Annotated in this window: 20 protein-coding genes; 10 read left to right on the forward strand and 10 right to left on the reverse strand. The window is 54.5% G+C overall.

Going from position 1 to position 18219, the window contains the following annotated elements:
• The first annotated feature begins 161 nt into the window (after window positions 1-161).
• Complete coding sequence (gene ves / locus ACQG0T_RS09155; protein WP_017384666.1) at window positions 162-719, forward strand: environmental stress-induced protein Ves; 558 nt, start codon at window positions 162-164, stop codon at window positions 717-719.
• Here ves and cho read toward each other — a convergent pair.
• Both cho and nadE read right to left on the reverse strand, forming a co-directional pair.
• Window positions 697-1575, reverse strand: coding sequence for an excinuclease Cho (gene cho, locus ACQG0T_RS09160; RefSeq protein ID WP_063136382.1), 879 nt, complete (start codon window positions 1573-1575; stop codon window positions 697-699). The two genes, ves and cho, sit on opposite strands and share 23 nt — an antisense overlap.
• 115 nt (window positions 1576-1690) lie before the next feature.
• Window positions 1691-2518, reverse strand: coding sequence for an ammonia-dependent NAD(+) synthetase (gene nadE / locus ACQG0T_RS09165; protein ID WP_003857837.1), 828 nt, complete (start codon window positions 2516-2518; stop codon window positions 1691-1693).
• A gap of 231 nt (window positions 2519-2749) precedes the next feature.
• Here nadE and osmE point away from each other — a divergent pair, with 231 nt between their 5' ends.
• From osmE to chbG, 7 genes are all read left to right on the forward strand, one after another.
• Complete coding sequence (gene osmE / locus ACQG0T_RS09170; RefSeq protein ID WP_003857836.1) at window positions 2750-3094, forward strand: osmotically-inducible lipoprotein OsmE; 345 nt, start codon at window positions 2750-2752, stop codon at window positions 3092-3094.
• Window positions 3095-3375: 281 nt separating this feature from the next.
• Entirely contained in the window at window positions 3376-3693 is a 318-nt protein-coding gene (gene chbB / locus ACQG0T_RS09175; protein ID WP_015570750.1) for a PTS N,N'-diacetylchitobiose transporter subunit IIB, read from the forward strand.
• A gap of 80 nt (window positions 3694-3773) precedes the next feature.
• Complete coding sequence (gene chbC, locus ACQG0T_RS09180; RefSeq protein ID WP_017384664.1) at window positions 3774-5132, forward strand: PTS N,N'-diacetylchitobiose transporter subunit IIC; 1359 nt, start codon at window positions 3774-3776, stop codon at window positions 5130-5132.
• Window positions 5133-5179: 47 nt separating this feature from the next.
• The gene (chbA, locus tag ACQG0T_RS09185) at window positions 5180-5527 is read left to right on the forward strand and encodes a PTS N,N'-diacetylchitobiose transporter subunit IIA (protein WP_003857835.1); all 348 of its coding nucleotides are present in this window, start codon (window positions 5180-5182) and stop codon (window positions 5525-5527) included.
• A gap of 29 nt (window positions 5528-5556) precedes the next feature.
• Window positions 5557-6375 (forward strand): transcriptional regulator ChbR, encoded by an 819-nt coding sequence (chbR, locus tag ACQG0T_RS09190; protein ID WP_017384663.1) that lies wholly within the window; start codon window positions 5557-5559, stop codon window positions 6373-6375.
• A gap of 109 nt (window positions 6376-6484) precedes the next feature.
• Window positions 6485-7840 carry a 6-phospho-beta-glucosidase gene (locus tag ACQG0T_RS09195; protein ID WP_039271046.1) on the forward strand — a complete coding sequence of 452 codons (1356 nt, stop codon included), beginning with the start codon at window positions 6485-6487 and terminating at the stop codon, window positions 7838-7840.
• 11 nt (window positions 7841-7851) lie between these two features.
• A complete protein-coding gene (chbG, locus tag ACQG0T_RS09200; protein WP_063933351.1) occupies window positions 7852-8601 on the forward strand; it encodes a chitin disaccharide deacetylase in 750 nt (249 codons plus the stop codon).
• 89 nt (window positions 8602-8690) lie between these two features.
• Here the strand turns inward: chbG and katE are convergent, their stop codons facing one another.
• On the reverse strand, window positions 8691-10940 hold the full coding sequence (katE, locus tag ACQG0T_RS09205) for a catalase HPII (RefSeq protein WP_252051445.1): 2250 nt from the start codon (window positions 10938-10940) through the stop codon (window positions 8691-8693).
• Window positions 10941-11127: 187 nt separating this feature from the next.
• Between katE and cedA the strand changes: the two genes are divergently transcribed.
• Window positions 11128-11382: a cell division activator CedA gene (gene cedA, locus ACQG0T_RS09210; protein WP_071524159.1), complete on the forward strand. Its 255-nt coding sequence runs from the start codon at window positions 11128-11130 to the stop codon at window positions 11380-11382.
• Between the two features lie 48 nt (window positions 11383-11430).
• On the opposite strand, the gene tcyP is transcribed toward cedA, so the two are convergent.
• The 4 genes from tcyP to hxpB all read right to left on the reverse strand — a co-directional run bounded on the left by tcyP (window position 11431) and on the right by hxpB (window position 15197).
• Complete coding sequence (gene tcyP, locus ACQG0T_RS09215) at window positions 11431-12822, reverse strand: cystine/sulfocysteine:cation symporter (protein ID WP_271040705.1); 1392 nt, start codon at window positions 12820-12822, stop codon at window positions 11431-11433.
• A gap of 127 nt (window positions 12823-12949) precedes the next feature.
• Complete coding sequence (locus ACQG0T_RS09220) at window positions 12950-13540, reverse strand: metal-dependent hydrolase (RefSeq protein WP_015570742.1); 591 nt, start codon at window positions 13538-13540, stop codon at window positions 12950-12952.
• 95 nt (window positions 13541-13635) lie between these two features.
• Window positions 13636-14397 carry a 2-dehydro-3-deoxy-D-gluconate 5-dehydrogenase KduD gene (gene kduD / locus ACQG0T_RS09225; RefSeq protein ID WP_271040706.1) on the reverse strand — a complete coding sequence of 254 codons (762 nt, stop codon included), beginning with the start codon at window positions 14395-14397 and terminating at the stop codon, window positions 13636-13638.
• Window positions 14398-14525: 128 nt separating this feature from the next.
• Window positions 14526-15197 carry a hexitol phosphatase HxpB gene (gene hxpB, locus ACQG0T_RS09230; protein WP_003857825.1) on the reverse strand — a complete coding sequence of 224 codons (672 nt, stop codon included), beginning with the start codon at window positions 15195-15197 and terminating at the stop codon, window positions 14526-14528.
• A 141-nt stretch (window positions 15198-15338) separates the two neighbouring features.
• Here hxpB and ACQG0T_RS09235 point away from each other — a divergent pair, with 141 nt between their 5' ends.
• Window positions 15339-15875: a YniB family protein gene (locus ACQG0T_RS09235; RefSeq protein WP_015570741.1), complete on the forward strand. Its 537-nt coding sequence runs from the start codon at window positions 15339-15341 to the stop codon at window positions 15873-15875.
• A gap of 36 nt (window positions 15876-15911) precedes the next feature.
• On the opposite strand, the gene ACQG0T_RS09240 is transcribed toward ACQG0T_RS09235, so the two are convergent.
• The 3 genes from ACQG0T_RS09240 to pfkB form a co-directional block, all read right to left on the reverse strand.
• Window positions 15912-16772 carry a fructosamine kinase family protein gene (locus tag ACQG0T_RS09240; protein ID WP_015570740.1) on the reverse strand — a complete coding sequence of 287 codons (861 nt, stop codon included), beginning with the start codon at window positions 16770-16772 and terminating at the stop codon, window positions 15912-15914.
• Window positions 16773-16877: 105 nt separating this feature from the next.
• Window positions 16878-17168: a type V toxin-antitoxin system endoribonuclease antitoxin GhoS gene (ghoS, locus tag ACQG0T_RS09245; RefSeq protein ID WP_003857822.1), complete on the reverse strand. Its 291-nt coding sequence runs from the start codon at window positions 17166-17168 to the stop codon at window positions 16878-16880.
• A gap of 91 nt (window positions 17169-17259) precedes the next feature.
• The gene (pfkB, locus tag ACQG0T_RS09250; protein ID WP_017693589.1) at window positions 17260-18192 is read right to left on the reverse strand and encodes a 6-phosphofructokinase II; all 933 of its coding nucleotides are present in this window, start codon (window positions 18190-18192) and stop codon (window positions 17260-17262) included.
• Window positions 18193-18219 lie beyond the last annotated feature (27 nt).

The following is an 18219-nucleotide window of genomic DNA, read 5'->3' on the forward strand; positions in this document are numbered from 1 at the left end:
CACTCTCTTAAGACCGCCGGGCTCCTGTCTACAAAAGCGAAAACGCTGTGGACAGGACCGGCGGTTTTTCTTTTATCCCATGCCTAAGGTCTGGCCTGACTGCTGCCGATAATACGTCTGTGAAAATGCCCTGGCGCACGGTGCGTCCTTCAGGAGTGGTCATGGAATTCTTTGATATCCGTAAAATGCCGGTCAGTCTCTGGCGTAATGGTGCGGGTGAGACGCGTGAGATTTGCTGTTTTCCTCCCGCGACGCGGGATTTTTTCTGGCGGGCCAGTATTGCCTCCATCGCCAGTAACGGCGAATTTTCCGCGTTCCCGGGCGTTGACCGGGTGATTACGCTGCTGGAGGGCGGCGAGGTGACCCTGGATGCAGGCAGGGCGTTTTGTCATACCCTGAAGCATCATCAGCCTTACCGATTTGCGGGCGATCTGGCGGTGAAAGCCGTGCTCACAGAGGGGCAGATGTCGATGGACTTCAACATCATGACCCGACGGGATTGCTGCCAGGCAAAGGTGCGCGTTGCTACCCGGACGTTCACTACCTTCGCATCACGCGGTGGGGTGGCATTCGTATTAAGCGGCGCCTGGCAACTGGGCGACAAATTACTGACCGCCGATCAGGGCGCCAGCTGGGAAGCGGGCAGTCATACCCTCCGTTTACTGGAAACGAAGGGGTCGCTGCTGTTCAGTGAAATTACCTGGCTGCCGGGTCATTGAGGACGATGATCTCATATTTTCCGGTTAACAGTGGCTTGCAGAGAATTTTGTAACCATCCTGATCGAAACCGGCAGGGGTGCGCAGCAGAGCGGTAGCGTCATCCAGATTTTCAACGGCGCCAAGCCAGAGCCAGTTGCGGATGATGTGATAGTGCGTCATCCCATCGCGGGTTTCTTTCAGCGCCACCGCGCCTTCCCACGGCCAGCAGTTAACGCTGATAGAGGCAAGGCCAGCCATAAACCGGGCATGATGTTCTTCAACGCTCTCTTTTCCACAGCACGCCCCGGCGCAGCGTTTCAGCGCTGAGCGGAAACAGGCGCGACCACGGGTGGTGGCTTCCAGTCCTAACAGGCCGTAACAAAGCTGTAATTCATCAGCCAGGGATTGCAGGGTTTGCAGTGCGGCACGTTTGTTGGCAAACAGACCGTAAAGATTGGGTTCATGCGAAAAATCCACTTCCCGGGCATAAACGACCTGCGGTTTTCCTGCGTTAATCTGCAAGGAACACAGCTGGCGGTTGCGGCGCAGGCGTTTGTTAAACAGCGGCTGCTGTTCCTTGATGAGCCGGGCTTCGAGCAGAAGCGCGCCCAGTTCGCCTGCCGTCTCGATCCAGGTGATCCGCCGGGACTGCCTGAGCATCGATGCTTCATCCGGCGTACGCAGGTGCGACATCACCCGGCTGCGGATATTCACGCTTTTGCCGATATAGAGCGGCATGGTGTCGCTGTCGCCGTGGAAGAAATAGACGCCAGGCTGTTTAGGCAGTGCCTCAAGCCAGGGGCGAAGATGCTCGGGATATTCGTAGATAGCCGCCGCTTCGAACTCAAGACGCGGGGCGGATTGACGCCTGCTCACATACTGCTCCATATACTGTTCAGGCATACAGTGTAGCAGGTGTTTGGTGGTTAAAAAAGAGCCGGGTGGCGGCTACGCCTTACCCGGCCTGCAAAGCGGAGTTACCGTTTTGCTTTTACTTTTTCCAGAAATCATCAAACACCGTAATGGGCGGACGGCGCTTATGCTCGGTTTTCAGATACCAGCCTTCGATAATTTTAGCGGTACCTTCGTCGAGCGTTTTGCCTTCCAGATAATCATCGATGTTGTCATACGTAACGCCCAGCGCCGCTTCATCCGGCAGGGAAGGGCGATCGTCCTCCAGGTCCGCCGTTGGCGCCTTCTTATACAGGTGCTCCGGGCAGCCCAACGCCGCCAGCAGTTGCTTGCCCTGACGCTTGTTCAGGCGGAAGAGGGGGTTGATATCCGTGCCGCCATCGCCGTATTTGGTGAAGAAGCCGGTGATGGCTTCCGCGGCGTGGTCAGTGCCGACGACGACCCCTTTGGTCATCCCTGCGATACTGTACTGCGCTTTCATGCGCTCACGGGCTTTCTCGTTGCCGCGGACAAAATCGCTCAGTTCAATACCGGCTTCACGCAGGGCCTGCTCGCTGGCCAGTACCGAACCTTTGATGTTTACGGTAAGAACACGGTCCGGCTGAATAAACGCAATCGCATCCTGACAGTCCTGCTCGTCGGCCTGCACGCCATACGGCAGACGTACGGCAATAAATTGCAGCGCGGTGTCACCGGTCTCGTCACGCAGCTCGGAGATGGCCATCTGGCTCAGCTTACCGGCCAGAGTGGAATCCTGACCGCCGCTGATGCCCAGCACCAGCGTCTTCAGGAAAGGGTGTGCAGACAGGTAAGCTTTCAAAAAATCAACGCTACGACGGATCTCTTCATTGGCATCAATCGCAGGTTTCGCGCCCAGCGCCTGAATAATTTCTTGTTGCAGAGCCATTACGCCCTCCCTATGCAGAACCAAACAGAAAGTGTGATCTGTTAAAACTAACCCTTTGTCGGGGAAACGACAAGGATCACAGTTTTGAGTGTACTGTTTTACAGCGATTTAGCAGCTTACCGTTGTTTTATTAGAATTTTCCGAAATTCGTCTGGCGTAACTCGCAAAGTTGAACAATAGTAATTTTTATCCCATGCTTAGTTAACACGCTGATAAACAAGAGGACGGAATATGAACAAGAACGTAGCAGGAATTTTAAGCGCAGCGGCGGTACTGACTATGCTGGCAGGGTGTACAGCTTACGATCGCACCAAAGATCAGTTCACACAGCCAGTGGTAAAAGACGTCAAAAAAGGCATGACGCGTTCCCAGGTTGCAGCCATTGCCGGTAAACCTTCTTCAGAAGTCACGATGATCCACGCGCGTGGTACCTGCCAGACCTACATTCTGGGTCAACGTGATGGTAAGGCAGAGACCTACTTTGTCGCCCTGGATGATACAGGTCACGTGATCAATTCTGGTTACCAGACCTGTGCCGAATACGACACCGACCCACAGGCACCTAAGGCACAGTAAGCATGCTTGCCTGAGAGCGTTAACAAACCGGCCTGGAGGCCGGTTTTTTTATGCATACGTAAATCTTATTTCTTGGCGCGAATTATTTGCCTGAAATGTGAAGGTAGTCAACAAGCCAGGTCAATGAGAGACAATTTCAGTCTATCCAGAATTATCCCCTCCCTGTACCATTGCGTATACTCACTTCAACGACAAACAATGTTCAGCACACTGCCCGTCAGCCAGGATAGCGAGTCGAGTGATAGCGAGACGGCGGGTAGCCAAACAAGAGGGAAGTTATCATGGAAAAGAAACATATCTATCTGTTTTGCTCTGCGGGCATGTCCACTTCGCTGCTGGTTTCCAAAATGCGCGCGCAGGCCGAAAAATATGAAGTCCCTGTGGTGATTGAGGCGTTTCCGGAAACGCTGGCGGGCGAGAAGGGCCAGACAGCAGACGTTATTTTACTCGGGCCGCAAATCGCTTATATGCTGCCAGAGATTCAGCGTCTGCTACCCAATAAGCCGGTCGAAGTGATCGATTCCGTTTTATACGGCAAGATTGATGGTTTAGGTGTATTAAAAGCTGCCGTTGCGGCGATTAAAAAAGCTGCTAATTAATTTTTTATTTTTCCCGTCAAAGAGTTATTTCACACACAATACGCCGTAACGGTCGTTGCGGCATTTAAGGGTATTTTCCTATGAGTAAAGTCATCGCTTCACTTGAAAAGGTACTCCTTCCTTTTGCTGTTAAAATAGGAAAGCAGCCTCACGTTAATGCCATTAAGAACGGCTTTATTAAATTAATGCCGTTGACATTAGCCGGGGCAATGTTCGTTTTAATTAACAACGTTTTTCTGAGCTTTGGAGAAGGTTCCTTTTTTTATTCATTAGGAATTAGGTTAGATGCTTCAACTATTGAAACCCTTAATGGTTTAAAAGCCATTGGCGGCAACGTATACAACGGTACGTTGGGTATTATGTCGCTAATGGCGCCTTTCTTTATCGGAATGGCGCTGGCGGAAGAGCGTAAAGTGGATCCGCTGGCGGCAGGCTTACTGTCCATTGCCGCGTTCATGACCGTCACACCGTACAGCGTGGGTGACGCTTACGCCGTTGGCGCCAACTGGCTGGGTGGGGCAAACATCATTTCCGGTATTATTATCGGGCTGGTGGTGGCCGAAATGTTCACCTTCATTATTCGCCGTAACTGGGTTATCCGCTTGCCGGATAGCGTTCCGGCCTCCGTTTCTCGTTCATTTTCCGCGTTGATTCCGGGCTTCATTATTCTCTCCATCATGGGGATTATTGCCTGGGCGCTCTCTCACTGGGGCACAAACTTCCACCAGATCATTATGGACTCTATCTCAACGCCGCTGGCGTCGATGGGTAGCGTGGTCGGTTGGGCGTATGTCATCTTTACCTCCCTGCTGTGGTTCTTCGGCGTGCATGGTTCACTGGCACTGGCGGCGCTGGACAGCGGTATTATGACCCCATGGGCACTGGAAAACGTCGCGCTTTACCAGCAGTACGGCTCCGTCGATGCGGCGCTGGCGGCCGGTAAAACCTTCCATGTGTGGGCGAAGCCGATGCTTGACTCCTATATCTTCCTGGGCGGTACCGGGGCGACGTTGGGTCTGATCATCGCGGTCTTTATTGTCTCTCGCCGCGCCGACCATCGTCAGGTTGCGAAGCTGGCCCTGCCGTCAGGCATCTTCCAGATTAACGAGCCGATCCTGTTTGGTCTGCCAATTATCATGAACCCGGTGATGTTCATTCCCTTCATCCTGGTTCAGCCGCTGCTGGCCGCGATTACGCTGACGGCGTACTACCTGGGCATTATCCCGCCGGTGACCAACATTGCGCCGTGGACGATGCCGGCTGGTCTGGGCGCGTTCTTCAACACCAACGGTAGCGTGGCGGCCTTCCTGCTGGCGATATTCAACCTCGGGATTGCAACCCTGCTCTACATGCCGTTCGTGGCGATTGCGAACAAGGCCGCAACGGTTATCGATGAAGAAGAGAGCGAAGAGGATATCGCCCTCGCACTGAAATTCTAAAATTGCACGGCGCGGGGCAACTCGCGCCAGCGGAAAGGAGCTTAAAGATGTTAGATTTAGAGAGTATCGTTGCCGAAGAAACCGCAGAGAACGATCTGGAAGAGGTGGTGATGGGCCTCATCATCAACTCCGGGCAGGCACGCAGCCTGGCGTATGCGGCGCTTAAGCAGGCTAAGCAGGGCGACTTCGTTGCCGCGAAAACCATGATGGAGCAGTCCCGTACAGCGTTAAACGAAGCGCATCTGGTGCAGACGAAGCTCATCGAAAGCGACCAGGGCGAAGGGAAGATGAAAGTGAGTCTGGTGCTGGTACATGCGCAGGATCATCTGATGACCTCCATGCTGGCACGCGAGCTGGTCGCGGAGCTCATCGAGCTTCACGAGAAGATGCAATAAGTCAGTTGAAGTAGCAGGAGGTCAGCACGATGGAAATCAAAACCGCACATGAGCAACAGCTGTTTAATGGCAAAAATTTTCACGTGGTGATTTACAACAAAACGGAGAGCGCCAGCGGTCTGCACCAGCATGACTACTACGAGTTCACGATTGTTCTGACCGGCCGCTACTATCAGGAGATCAACGGTAAGCGCGTCCTGCTTGAGCGTGGCGATTTCGTCTTCCTGCCAATGGGATCTTATCACCAGAGCTTTTATGAGTTTGGTGCGACACGCATTCTGAACGTAGGGGTGAGCAGGCGTTTCTTCGAGAAGCACTATCTGCCGCTGGTGCCGTTCTGCTTTGTGGCGTCACAGGTGTATCGCGTTAAAAATGAGTTTATGACCTGGATTGAAACGGTTATCGCCTCGCTGAATTTCCGCGACAATGAATTTGATGAATTTATTGAAACCGTGACGTTCTACGTCATGAATCGCCTCCGCCATCACCGTGAAGAACAGCAGGTGGTGGATGATATTCCTCAGTGGCTGCGCAGTACCGTGGAGCTGATGCACGATAAAGGACAGTTCAGCGATAACGCCCTGGAGAATATGGTGGCGCTGTCGGGTAAATCGCAGGAATATTTGACGCGCGCCACGCAGCGTTATTACCGTAAAACGCCTGTGCAAATCATTAATGAAATCCGCATTAACTTTGCCAAAAAACAGCTGGAAATTACTAACTACTCTGTCACCGATATCGCTTACGAATCGGGTTACAGCAGCCCCAGCCTGTTTATTAAAACCTTTAAAAAATTGACTTCATTCACACCGAACAGTTACCGCAAAAATTTAACGGTAATTAATTAACTTTCGGCGGTTTATCCGCCAGGAACAGTGACGTAATGGCTTGCCCAAATAGCGGGAAGAGTACGCTATACCTTGCAGGCGATTAACCTGATACGCTAAGGGAGATATTATGCAACAGAAATTAAAAGTCGTAACCATTGGTGGCGGCAGCAGCTATACCCCGGAATTACTTGAAGGTTTCCTGAAACGGTATCATGAATTACCGGTCAGCGAATTATGGCTGGTGGATGTTGAAGAAGGTCAGGAGAAGCTGAATATTATTTTTGAACTGTGCAAACGCATGGTTGAAAAAGCGGGCGTGCCCTTAACCGTGCATAAAACGCTGGATCGCCGCCTGGCACTGAAAGATGCTGACTTCGTGACCACGCAGCTGCGCGTCGGCCAGCTGAAGGCGCGTGAGCTGGACGAGCGCATTCCGCTGAGCCACGGTTATCTGGGCCAGGAAACCAACGGGGCAGGTGGCCTGTTTAAAGGCCTGCGTACTATTCCGGTCATTTTTGACATCATTAAAGACGTGGAGGAGATCTGCCCGAACGCCTGGGTGATCAACTTTACCAACCCGGCCGGGATGGTCACCGAGGCAGTCTATCGCCACACCGGTTTCAAACGCTTTATCGGCGTCTGCAATATTCCGATTGGCATGAAGATGTTCATCCGCGATGTACTGGAACTGAGCGATAACGATGATCTCTCCATTGATCTGTTCGGCCTGAATCACATGGTCTTTATCAAAGATGTGATAGTGAACGGGCAATCGCGCTTTGCGGAACTGCTCGACGGCGTCGCCTCTGGTCGCCTGACCGCGGCCTCGGTGAAAAACATTTTCGATCTGCCGTTCAGCGAAGGGCTGATCCGCTCCCTGAATCTGCTGCCGTGCTCGTATCTGCTCTACTACTTTAAGCAGAAAGAGATGCTGGCCATTGAAATGGGCGAATACTACAAAGGTGGCGCACGCGCTCAGGTTGTACAGAAAGTAGAGAAGCAGCTTTTTGATTTGTATAGAGATCCGAACCTGAACGTCAAACCGAAAGAGCTGGAGCAGCGCGGCGGGGCATACTATTCGGATGCCGCGTGTGAAGTGATTAACGCCATTTACAATGACAAGCAGGCCGAGCACTATGTGAACGTTCCCCATCATGGGCACATCGACAATATCCCGGCAGACTGGGCCGTTGAGATGACCTGCATTCTTGGGCGCGAGGGTGCAAAACCGCATCCCCGCATTACCCACTTCGATGATAAGGTGATGGGCCTGATTCACACCATCAAAGGCTTTGAAGTGGCGGCGAGCAATGCGGCCCTGAGCGGCGAACTGAATGACGTGCTGCTGGCGCTGAACCTCAGCCCGCTGGTGCATTCTGACCGTGACGCTGAAAAACTCGCGAGTGAGATGATCCTGGCGCATGAAAAATGGCTGCCAAACTTTGCTGCAACGGTTGAGAAACTGAAACTCACACACCGTTAAGAGGAGGCGCGATGGAAAACCTGCTGATCGTCAATGCCGATGATTTTGGCCTGTCAAAAGGGCAGAACTACGGCATTATTGAAGCCTGTCGCCGGGGCGTCGTGACCTCTACAACAGCGCTCATCAACGGTGAGGCGGTGGAACATGCGGCGCAGTTAAGCCGTGAGCTGCCCGAGCTGGGCGTGGGCATGCACTTTGTGCTGACGCTTGGGTTGCCCCTTTCGCCAATGCCGGGCCTGACGCGCGACGGCCAGCTGGGGAAATGGATTTGGGAAATGGCCGAGCAGGACGCTCTGCCGCTCGATGAGATTGCCCGCGAGCTGGATTGCCAGTTTAACCGCTTTGTGGATGTGTTTGGCCGCGAGCCTACCCATATTGACAGCCATCATCATGTGCATATGATCCCGGCGATTTTCCCGCTTGTGGCAGAGTTTGCGCAACGTAGAGGCGTGGCGATGCGCGTGGATCGTGAGGTGCGCGGGCTGCCGGACGTCGCGGTGACGTCAACGGAGGCGTTCAGCAGCGCATTTTATGGCGACGAGATCGACGAAGCGCTGTTCCTGAAGGTGCTGGATGACTCCGCCGCAAAAGGGGAGCGCTCGCTTGAGGTAATGGCGCACCCGGCGTTTGTCGATAACATCGTACGTAAGAGCGCCTACTGCTGGCCGCGTCTGGCAGAACTGGATGTGCTGACGTCGGCGTCGTTGAAGTACGCGATTGCCGAGCGTGGGTATCGTCTGGGGACGTTCAGGGATCTTTGAGTTAAAGCCCGGTGGCGGCTTCGCCTTACCGGGCCTACAAAAGCAATCGAAATGTAGGCCGGGTAAGCGCAGCGCCACCCGGCTTTTTTTTACGCCGGTATCTGGTCGGTCTTGCTGCTGCGCGACCACACACGGTGCGCGGCAAGCAGGTCAAACAACCGGGTCATAAACGCATCGTCAATGTTATCACCTTCGACAATGCCTTCTTCCCCTTGATCCGGTACCTTCAGCAGAGATTTAAACTTCCGCGCATCGCCTGCCAGGGCGATTGGCTTCAGGTGCTTATAGGCTTCCAGCAGATAATAGGCGGCATCACCGTTACCGAGCAGGCTCTCAACGTCGCCGCACGGCATAATCACCGCGTCAACCGTCAGCGACGGTGCCCCGGCGAAGGTCGCGGCAATTGGCAGGACAGAGCCATCGTCGGCTGTCACTTCACCCATGCGGGAGTAAAGCAGTTTGGCATGTACGCCCTGGGTTTTGAGCGCCTTCATGATCCCCAGCACGTCGCTGGCGCGCGGTTTATCATTCAGCAGGATAGCCACTACGCGGCCTTTAATTGACCCGCCAGGTACCGCGTACAGGCTCAGGGACGGATCCTTCTTCAGCCCGTTCACGTCTTTTGGCGGTGCGGCATGGCATTGCTCGTCAGTCAGCGTGATGCCGAGATTATTCGCCACGCCCTGAGCAAGCTGGATATCAATATGCGCCAGATGGTCGACCACGCGCTCGCGAATGTAGGTACGCACCACTTTGCTCAGCTCAAAGCTGAAACCGCCGATAATGTGCTGCTGTTCAATCGGGGTCTGGCTGTTCCAGAACAGGCGAGGCTGAGCGTAATATTCGCCGAATGACGGGCTGCGCTCGCGAATTTTTGTTCCGTCCACGCGCTCCTGATACGACTCAAATCCGCCACGTTTTGGCCCCGGCGGGGTTTCACGCGGCCAGTTATCGTTAATGGAGTTTGGCTCGTAGTTCGCCGGGTTGGTATCGATATCCTGGCGATGCATCCCGTCACGCTGGAAGTTATGGTACGGGCAGGTCGGACGGTTGATAGGAATTTCGTGGAAGTTCGGTCCACCGAGACGGCTGATCTGCGTATCGGTGTAAGAGAACAGACGGCCCTGTAGCAGCGGATCGTTGGTGAAATCCAGCCCCGGCACAATATGGCCCGGGTGGAACGCAGCCTGCTCATTCTCCGCGAAGAAGTTATCCGGGTTGCGGTTAAGCACCATTTTGCCCACCAGCTGAACCGGCACCAGCTCTTCAGGAATAAGCTTGGTTGGGTCGAGCAGGTCGAAGTCGAATCTGAACTCGTCCTCTTCCGGGATCAGCTGTAATCCCAGCTCGTATTCCGGGAAATCACCGGCTTCAATGGATTCCCACAGTTCGCGACGGTGGAAGTCAGGATCGCGCCCGGTCAGCTTCTGTGCTTCATCCCACACCAGGGATGCTTTCCCCGCGACCGGTTTCCAGTGGAAACGCACAAACGTCGCTTTACCTTCAGCGTTAATCAGACGGAAGGTATGAATACCAAACCCTTCCATGGTGCGATAGCTGCGTGGGATCCCCCGGTCAGACATCGCCCACATCACGTTGTGAAGGGTTTCCGGTTGCAGGGAGACGTAGTCCCAGAAGGTGTCATGCGCACTTTGTCCCTGCGGTATGGCCCAGTGTGGCTCTGGTTTTACCGCATGGACAAAGTCAGGGAACTTATGCGCATCCTGAATGAAGAAAACCGGGGTGTTATTCCCGACGAGGTCGAAAATGCCCTCTTCGGTATAGAATTTGGTGGCGAAGCCGCGGATATCACGCACCGTATCGGCCGAACCCGCGCCGCCCTGTACGGTAGAGAAGCGCACAAATACCGGTGTGATTTTGTTCGGATCGGAAAGGAAATCCGCCTTCGTGATCGCCTTCAGGCTCTTGTACGGCTGGAAATAGCCGTGCGCCGCGGAGCCGCGAGCGTGAACGATACGCTCAGGAATACGCTCATGGTCGAAATGGGTGATTTTTTCCCGCAGGATGAAATCTTCCAGCAGCGTCGGGCCGCGCGTTCCGGCGCGCAGGGAGTTCTGGTCATCGGCGATACGCACGCCCTGATTGGTGGTCAGCGCATAGCCTTCACCCCCTTTGCGGTGCGGGTCGAGAGATTTTAACTTCTCGTTATCCGTATCGGGCGACTTCACGCTTCCCGGTGCAGTAGGTTGCTCGCCCGGCGCGGACAGGCCCGGCGACGGTTTATGAGAGCCATCCGCAGGGGCGAGTGAGTCCATTCCCGGTTGAGATTCTTCGGTGCCATGAATAGGGGCTTGATGTGGTTTATCATTGTTCGACATTGCACGATTCTCCTTTGTTCGTTCCTGAAAACCCTATTAAGGATAGAACAATGTGATGAATTAGCAGGCGAACTAAGCGTTTTCAGATAAGTGATTAGCGAAAGGAGCCATCTGCCTCACGTCAGGCGCGACGGGTGGGGGGAGAATCGGCTATGATAGAAATTTCCTGCTTTAAGAATTTGCTTTAGTGAACCCGTCGCTTATGAAACCTCTTCGTCAACAAAACCGCCAGGTTATTAGCTATGTGCCCCGCGTTGAACCCGCGCCGCCTGACCATGCCCTGAAAGTGGATGGTTTTCGCGATGTCTGGATGTTACGGGGTAAATACGTTGCCTTCGTGCTGATTGGCGAGCACTTCCGTCGCTCCCCTGCGTTTACGGTGCCGGAATCGGCGCAGCGATGGGCTGTGCAGACCCGCCAGGATGAAGAGGTTGAAGAATAACAGCCATAAAAAAACCGCCCGCAGGCGGTTTTTTTATTTCAGCCGTGATTAACGATGGGCCAGTTCCGCATCTTCTTCACTGTCGAGAATCGTTTTGTCGGTCTGCTTCAGCCACTGGCTGGTCAGGGTACCGGCGGTCATTGAGCCACTCACGTTCAGGGCGGTACGCCCCATATCGATCAGCGGTTCAACAGAGATCAGCAGGGCAACCAGCGTCACCGGCAGTCCCAGCGCAGGCAGAACGATCAGCGCAGCGAAGGTCGCGCCGCCGCCCACGCCCGCAACACCGGCGGAGCTAATGGTCACGATACCCACCAGCGTCGCAATCCAGACCGGATCCAGCGGGTTAATCCCCACGGTTGGGGCAACCATCACGGCCAGCATCGCCGGGTAGAGACCCGCACAGCCGTTCTGCCCGATGGTGGCGCCAAAGGAGGCCGAGAAGCTGGCGATAGACTCCGGTACGCCCAGACGACGGGTCTGTGCTTCCACGTTCAGCGGGATAGATGCCGCGCTGGAACGGCTGGTGAAGGCGAAGGTCAGCACCGGCCAGACTTTGCGGAAATATTTCAGCGGGCTAACGCCGTTCACGCCCAGCAGGATACCGTGCACCACAAACATAATGCCCAGCCCCAGATAAGAGGCGATCACAAAGCTGCCAAGCTTGATGATGTCTTGCAGGTTAGAGCCTGCCACGACTTTGGTCATCAGCGCCAGGACACCGTACGGCGTCAGCTGCATGACCAGACGCACCAGCTTCATCACCCAGCTTTGCAGGGTATCGATGGCTGTCAGAACGCGCTCGCCTTTCGGCGAATCGTCCTTCAGCAGCTTGAGCGCAGCCACGCCCAGGAATGCCGCGAAGATCACCACGCTGATAATGGAGGTTGGGCTTGCACCGGTCAGGTCAGCGAACGGGTTCTTCGGAATGAAGGAGAGCACCATCTGCGGAACGGTCAGATCGGCCACTTTACCCACGTAGTTGGTCTCAATCGCCGTCAGACGCGCGGTTTCAGCGCTACCCTGCACCAGACCTTCAGCAGTCAGGCCAAACAGATTGGTTACCAGCACACCCACCAGCGCCGCAATCAGCGTGGTGAAGAGCAGGGTACCAATGGTCAGGAAACTGATTTTACCCAGTTGAGAGGCATTATGCAGGCGGGCTACGGCGCTCAGAATAGAGGCGAATACCAGCGGCATAACGATCATTTGCAGCAGCTGTACATAGCCGTTACCGACAATGTTGAACCACTGAATGGAATCTTTCAGTACCGGGCTATCGGAGCCGTAAATGGCGTGTAAGGCCAGGCCAAACACCACGCCCATGACCAGACCGACCAGTACCTTTTTCGCCAGGCTCCACTGTTTGTGGCGAGCCTGGGCGAGAAGCAATAGCAATACGACGAACACAACAATGTTCGCGATGAGTGGAAAATTCATCCCCGTTCTCCTGATTTATTATACGGTCGGTTTTTACCGAACCTGTTGGCGCAAGGTTATCAGAAGTGTGATGTCGCGCTTATATCCATATGGAATGGTTTATGACAAAAGTGATTATATTGTCGGTTTAATGTTCAATCTGGTGATTAATAAAACGATTGAACTGAAATTGTAGCGAGTTGATCATTTGCGATGACCAGCGCACTGCACCATTTTCGGGCAATGTCTGCGGCATCCACACGGCATACGCAAACAGCGCCATACACAGAACGCGCTCCAGCTGGTTGCCTTTTTGCGGCACGAGGATTGGCAGACGGAAACGCCAGCGGCAGGGCCAGAGCAGCGGTACGCCCGCTGGCGTCAGCATATCGGCGAGGATATGGCTTAAGTAGCCGAGCACCATGCCCTGAATGGCATCCGCCGGGACGATCCAGCTCTCCGGAACCTTCAAATAGAAGAGTGTAAGCAGGCCGAATACGGCCAGCAGGCTGTGGGTAAACCCGCGATGACCAAAGGCTCTGGCGATGGGTTTTGAAATCCACTTCAGCCGCTGGCCAAGGAATGACTTTGGATGATCTATGTCCGGCAGCAGGCAGGTCAGCACGGCGGAAGGGACAATATGCCACCAGTCCCCCTGTGCCAGCACAGGGGTCAGTTCAGCGTTTTTGGCAAACACTGCACAGGCAAGTGAAAAAAGCAGGTGGCCTTCCGCCGTCATGATAAAACCCGGTAAACTGTCGATTCATACAGTATAGGGTTTTTATACAGTGTGTGAAAGAGGTGACGGTGTAACTCTTTGTCACAAACGCGCGGTTAGCGCGCCAGCCAGCCACCGTCTACGGCGAGGGTATGGCCGTTAACGTAATCAGAGGCCGATGAGGCCAGGAACACCACCGGACCCTGTAAATCCTCCGGCAGACCCCAGCGACCCGCCGGAATACGGTCGAGGATCGCCTGGCTGCGCTGCTCATCATCGCGAAGCTGCCGGGTGTTATTGGTCGCCATATAACCCGGCGCAATAGCATTCACATTAATGCCCAGCGTTGCCCATTCGTTCGCCAGCAGGCGGGTGAGGCCCAGCACGCCGCTTTTGGACGCCGTATAGGAGGGCACCCGGATGCCGCCCTGGAAGGAGAGCATGGAGGCAATGTTAATAATCTTGCCGCCCTGACCCTGCGCGATAAACTGTTTCGCCACTGCCTGAGAGAGGAAAAAGACCGATTTCAGATTGAGATCGATGACCTCGTCCCAGTCCTTCTCGCTAAATTCCAGCGCATCGGCACGGCGGATGGTGCCGGCATTGTTAACCAGAATATCGATGCGGCCCATCTCAGCGACTGCGGTATCCACCACGCTCTGAATACTCTCCTGCTTGCCAAGATCGGTGCGAATCGCGATAAAGCGTCGTCCCAGCGACGTAACGCGCGCTGCCGTTTCGTCAGGAACCTTGCGGTTAACCCCCACGATATCGCATCCTGCCTGGGCGAGGGCAATGGCCATACCTTGCCCCAGACCGGTATCGCACCCGGTCACCATCGCCACTTTTCCTGCCAGAGTAAAAGCATCCAGTATCATACGCGCCTCAGAAGTCAGGTTATTGTCATTCTGCACGTAAGAATAGGAGTCTGGAATGAGAAAAGCAAATAAAGTAAAACGTTGTTTTGATTTGGCGGGGCAGGCAGCCGAAGCTGCCTGAAAGAGCGTTACTCCCCGCGCAGATGGCGGGCAGTCAATTCTTCAAGAGACGTCAGCCTGACGTCTGCGAGGGCAAAACGGGGATCGTGTCGGCCTTCTTCAGCCGGCACAACGATGGAGCGCATACGTGCGGCTTTGGACGCCACCATGCCGTTAACCGAATCTTCCAGCGCCACACAGGTAAGTGGATCCAGCCCCAGTTTCGCGGCGCAGTCCATATATACCTGCGGATGTGGCTTGCTGTAAGGAAGCTTTTCGGCCGAGGCCAGCGCGTCGAAGCTGTCGCGCAGCCCGAACATCGTCAGCACTTTTTCCAGCATATGCAGCGGTGAGGCGGAGGCCAGCCCCACTTTCAGCCCTTGCGCCTTGCACAGGGCGATAGCGTCGCGTACGCCCGGCAACAGCGGCTTATACTCTTCTACGAGGGAGATAGCGCGGTTGATAATGCGCGCCGTTACTTCGTCGCGATCCGGGCCAACCCATGGCTGGTGGGCATACCAGAGGTCAACCACCATATCGATGCGCAGCCCCAGGGTATCGGGAAGCTCGTTACGACGACTGATATCGACGCCGAGGCTGGCCATCACGTCCAGTTCAGCCCGATCCCACAGGGGTTCGGAATCAATCAGCAATCCATCCATGTCAAAAATAGCGGCAAGTATCTGGCGCGGGGTCGACATTACAACATCTCCTTATCTTGGGGGTAAGACAAACGGTGCTAAGCACAAGCAATTTAGCATATTGCATTCAAAGAGCGGGCGAAAATGACCGACAGCAGGTAGACTTAGGCACAAATAACGCGTCTTTATGAAGAGGAACTAATGACGTATCAACAAGCTGGACGCATCGCGGTCTTAAAACGTATTGCTGGTTGGGTTATTTTCATTCCCGCCCTGATTTCAACGCTGATCTCCGTACTCAAATTTATGTACGATCACAGCGAAAAACAGCCGGGCATCAATGCCGTCATGCTTGATTTTGCGCACGTCATGATTGAGATGATGCGGTTTAACACCCCGTTCCTGAACGTCTTCTGGTTCAACTCGCCCACGCCGGATTTTCACCACCAGCTGAATGTCGGTTTCTGGATAATCTATGCGTTGATATTTATCGCGATGGCGTTGCAGGCCTCCGGCGCGCGCATGAGTCGCCAGACCCGCTTTTTGCGCGAAGGGGTGGAAGACCAGCTGATCCTTGAGAAGGCGAAAGGCCCTGACGGGATGAGCCGCGAGCAGATCGAATCGCGCATTGTCGTTCCGCGGCATACCATTTTTGTGCAGTTTTTCCCGCTCTACATCCTGCCGGTCATTATCATTGTGGCCGGGTATTTCTTCTTTACGCTGCTTGGCTTCCTGTAAATCCTAAGGGAAGGGGCGTGAAGCCGCCCCCTCCCGCTATGCCGCCAGAATGCGGTCCAGCGCCCGCTGGGCATTCACCAGATGACTCCCGCCAAACAAAATAGCCCGGTTTATCAAGGTGTACAGCTGATAAACCGGCTGACGATCAAGGAAACCCGCAGGTAACGGCGAAACAGACTGATAGCCATCATAAATTTGCGGCGGCTGTTCAGGGTGCAACGGCAGCATTGCGAGGTCACATTCTCTGTCGCCCCAATAGCAGGCCGGGTCAAATATATAGGGACCATCAGGCCCAAGTGCACAGTTGTTTGACCATAAATCTCCGTGCAGAAGGGAAGCCTGAGGCTGATGCGAAGCCAGACGCTGCTGAATGTGTTCAACAATCGCGTCGATGTTGCCGAACGCTAATCCCTTTTCAGCGGCCAGCTCCAGCTGCCAGCCGATGCGCTGCTCGGCGAAAAAGGTCGACCAGCGGCGCTGCCATGCGTTTGGCTGTGGGGTAGTGGAGAGATCGTTATCAAAATCGAGCCCGAACTGAGGTTGATCGCTCCACTGGTGCAAACGGGCGATCTGTTGCCCGAGAATAAAGGCGTTGTGCGCATCCAGAGGGCGCGCGGGGAGATAGTTCATCACCAGAAAGCTATAGTCACGATCGCTACCGACGGCTAAAACCTGCGGAACGGTGACTGTTTTACTGCGCGATAACAGCTCAAGCTGATCGGCTTCGGCAGTAAAAATGGGGAGCAATTCACGCTCATCACATTTAACGAAAAGATCGCGCCCGGCGTAACGTAAATGCCATGCGGCATGGATCTCTCCGCCTGGCAGTTCGTTACGCAGTTCAATTTCACCTTCACCCAGCTGCTCACTTAAAAGATGACTGATAGCCTGCCACATGATGTCTCTCCCATGTTGTCTGCCAGATCATAAAGTTAGCGCAAAACGGCTATAAAAAAACAGGAACTAACGCACAACTGAGCGGTTTAATTTTGTACAGGGCACTTATTGTTCTTTTTTATGCCAGTTTTCCCAGCTATCCACATCAATTTCCGTGGCTTTGTCAGTCACGCTTTCCACCAGACTACTGGCCAGCGCCTTCACCTCTTCCTGACTCAGCGGGCTTATCAGGCCAAATGCCAGTGAGCCGAGATCGTGAATATTGCCCTCATCGTCCGTCAGCGTGAGCAGAAAATTGGCGCGCGTGAACGCGTTGTTGAGTTCATTCAGTTCGGTCAGCGACGCCTCATGAATATTCACGGTTACGACGTAGCGGGTGATATCACCACTGCTCATAATTCACCTCGTTGTTATCCTGAAAGTTTTCTTAGCATAGTCGATATGCCCTGTTTAGCGACTTCCCCCTCCATGGGAAGGGGAAGCAGGTTCAGCTTCTCGCCAGGTAATCGACAATTTTCTGGGTATCCGCAAGCGAACACAGACGCGTTCCCTGGTTTATGGTGGCTGCACTCCCTGCCGCGACGCCATAGCGTGCCATCTCCAGAAGCGAAGCGCCCTGCGCTAGCTTCAGCACCATCGCGCCAACCATACTGTCACCGGCACCCACGGTGCTCTGGCTTTTCATCGGCGGTGGCACAACCTGTACAAAGCCCGTCTTGTCGACGGCCAGCGCACCCTGAGGACCGAGAGAGACCACAACGCGATGCGCTTTGCCCGTACGTACCAGCTCTTCTGCGGCAGTACGAACGTCATCAGGCTGGCTGAGTTCTCGATTAACCAGGGCACTGAGCTCTTTCTGGTTAGGTTTAACGAGTTCAAGTTGTCCGGGTTCTAACGCCGCCTTCAGGGCTTCGCCCGAGCTATCGACAATGCAGCGGATGCCGCGCTGGAGCGCCGCCTGAACCAGCGCCGTCAGTTTTTCTGTTTTGACGCCCGGCGGCAGGCTACCGCTGATCACCAGTAATGAGCCGCTTTCAATGGTCAGCACTTTCTCTTCCAGTTGACGAAACTCATCATCGCTTAATTTCGCCCCCGGCATCACAAAACGATATTGCTCGCCGCTGGATTCAACATGGACATGCAGGTTCTGCCGGGTCCAGTCTTTAGCATCGACGGTGTCTACGGCCACCTGTTCATCTGCCAGCAACGCAACCAGATGCTCTCCCGTGGCGCCGCCAGCGGGGAAGATGGCGGTGGCTTTTCCGCCGAGATGGGTAATAGCGCGCGCCACGTTGATGCCGCCGCCGCCCGGCTCAAACACCGGCGCGCTACAGCGCAGCTTACCTTCCGGGTAGATTTGCGGCGTCATGGTCGCGGAGTCGAGGGAAGGGGAGAGTGTCAGCGTATAAATCGAAGCCATCATGACCTCCTTTTATCATGGGTTCTT

The organism is Enterobacter cloacae complex sp. 302F9, from assembly GCF_050030335.1.
GTDB classification, from domain to species: Bacteria; Pseudomonadota; Gammaproteobacteria; order Enterobacterales; family Enterobacteriaceae; genus Enterobacter; species Enterobacter hormaechei_C.

Excerpts from the sequence above, each read along its gene's own strand:
- ves (WP_017384666.1), top strand. The coding sequence starts at position 162 with ATGGAATTCTTTGATATCCGTAAAATGCCGGTCAGTCTCTGGCGTAAT.
- nadE (WP_003857837.1), bottom strand. The coding sequence starts at position 2,518 with ATGGCTCTGCAACAAGAAATTATTCAGGCGCTGGGCGCGAAACCTGCG.
- osmE (WP_003857836.1), top strand. The coding sequence starts at position 2,750 with ATGAACAAGAACGTAGCAGGAATTTTAAGCGCAGCGGCGGTACTGACT.
- chbB (WP_015570750.1), top strand. The coding sequence starts at position 3,376 with ATGGAAAAGAAACATATCTATCTGTTTTGCTCTGCGGGCATGTCCACT.
- chbC (WP_017384664.1), top strand. The coding sequence starts at position 3,774 with ATGAGTAAAGTCATCGCTTCACTTGAAAAGGTACTCCTTCCTTTTGCT.
- chbA (WP_003857835.1), top strand. The coding sequence starts at position 5,180 with ATGTTAGATTTAGAGAGTATCGTTGCCGAAGAAACCGCAGAGAACGAT.
- chbR (WP_017384663.1), top strand. The coding sequence starts at position 5,557 with ATGGAAATCAAAACCGCACATGAGCAACAGCTGTTTAATGGCAAAAAT.
- ACQG0T_RS09195 (WP_039271046.1), top strand. The coding sequence starts at position 6,485 with ATGCAACAGAAATTAAAAGTCGTAACCATTGGTGGCGGCAGCAGCTAT.
- chbG (WP_063933351.1), top strand. The coding sequence starts at position 7,852 with ATGGAAAACCTGCTGATCGTCAATGCCGATGATTTTGGCCTGTCAAAA.
- katE (WP_252051445.1), bottom strand. The coding sequence starts at position 10,940 with ATGTCGAACAATGATAAACCACATCAAGCCCCTATTCATGGCACCGAA.
- tcyP (WP_271040705.1), bottom strand. The coding sequence starts at position 12,822 with ATGAATTTTCCACTCATCGCGAACATTGTTGTGTTCGTCGTATTGCTA.
- ACQG0T_RS09220 (WP_015570742.1), bottom strand. The coding sequence starts at position 13,540 with ATGACGGCGGAAGGCCACCTGCTTTTTTCACTTGCCTGTGCAGTGTTT.
- kduD (WP_271040706.1), bottom strand. The coding sequence starts at position 14,397 with ATGATACTGGATGCTTTTACTCTGGCAGGAAAAGTGGCGATGGTGACC.
- hxpB (WP_003857825.1), bottom strand. The coding sequence starts at position 15,197 with ATGTCGACCCCGCGCCAGATACTTGCCGCTATTTTTGACATGGATGGA.
- ACQG0T_RS09235 (WP_015570741.1), top strand. The coding sequence starts at position 15,339 with ATGACGTATCAACAAGCTGGACGCATCGCGGTCTTAAAACGTATTGCT.
- ACQG0T_RS09240 (WP_015570740.1), bottom strand. The coding sequence starts at position 16,772 with ATGTGGCAGGCTATCAGTCATCTTTTAAGTGAGCAGCTGGGTGAAGGT.
- ghoS (WP_003857822.1), bottom strand. The coding sequence starts at position 17,168 with ATGAGCAGTGGTGATATCACCCGCTACGTCGTAACCGTGAATATTCAT.
- pfkB (WP_017693589.1), bottom strand. The coding sequence starts at position 18,192 with ATGGCTTCGATTTATACGCTGACACTCTCCCCTTCCCTCGACTCCGCG.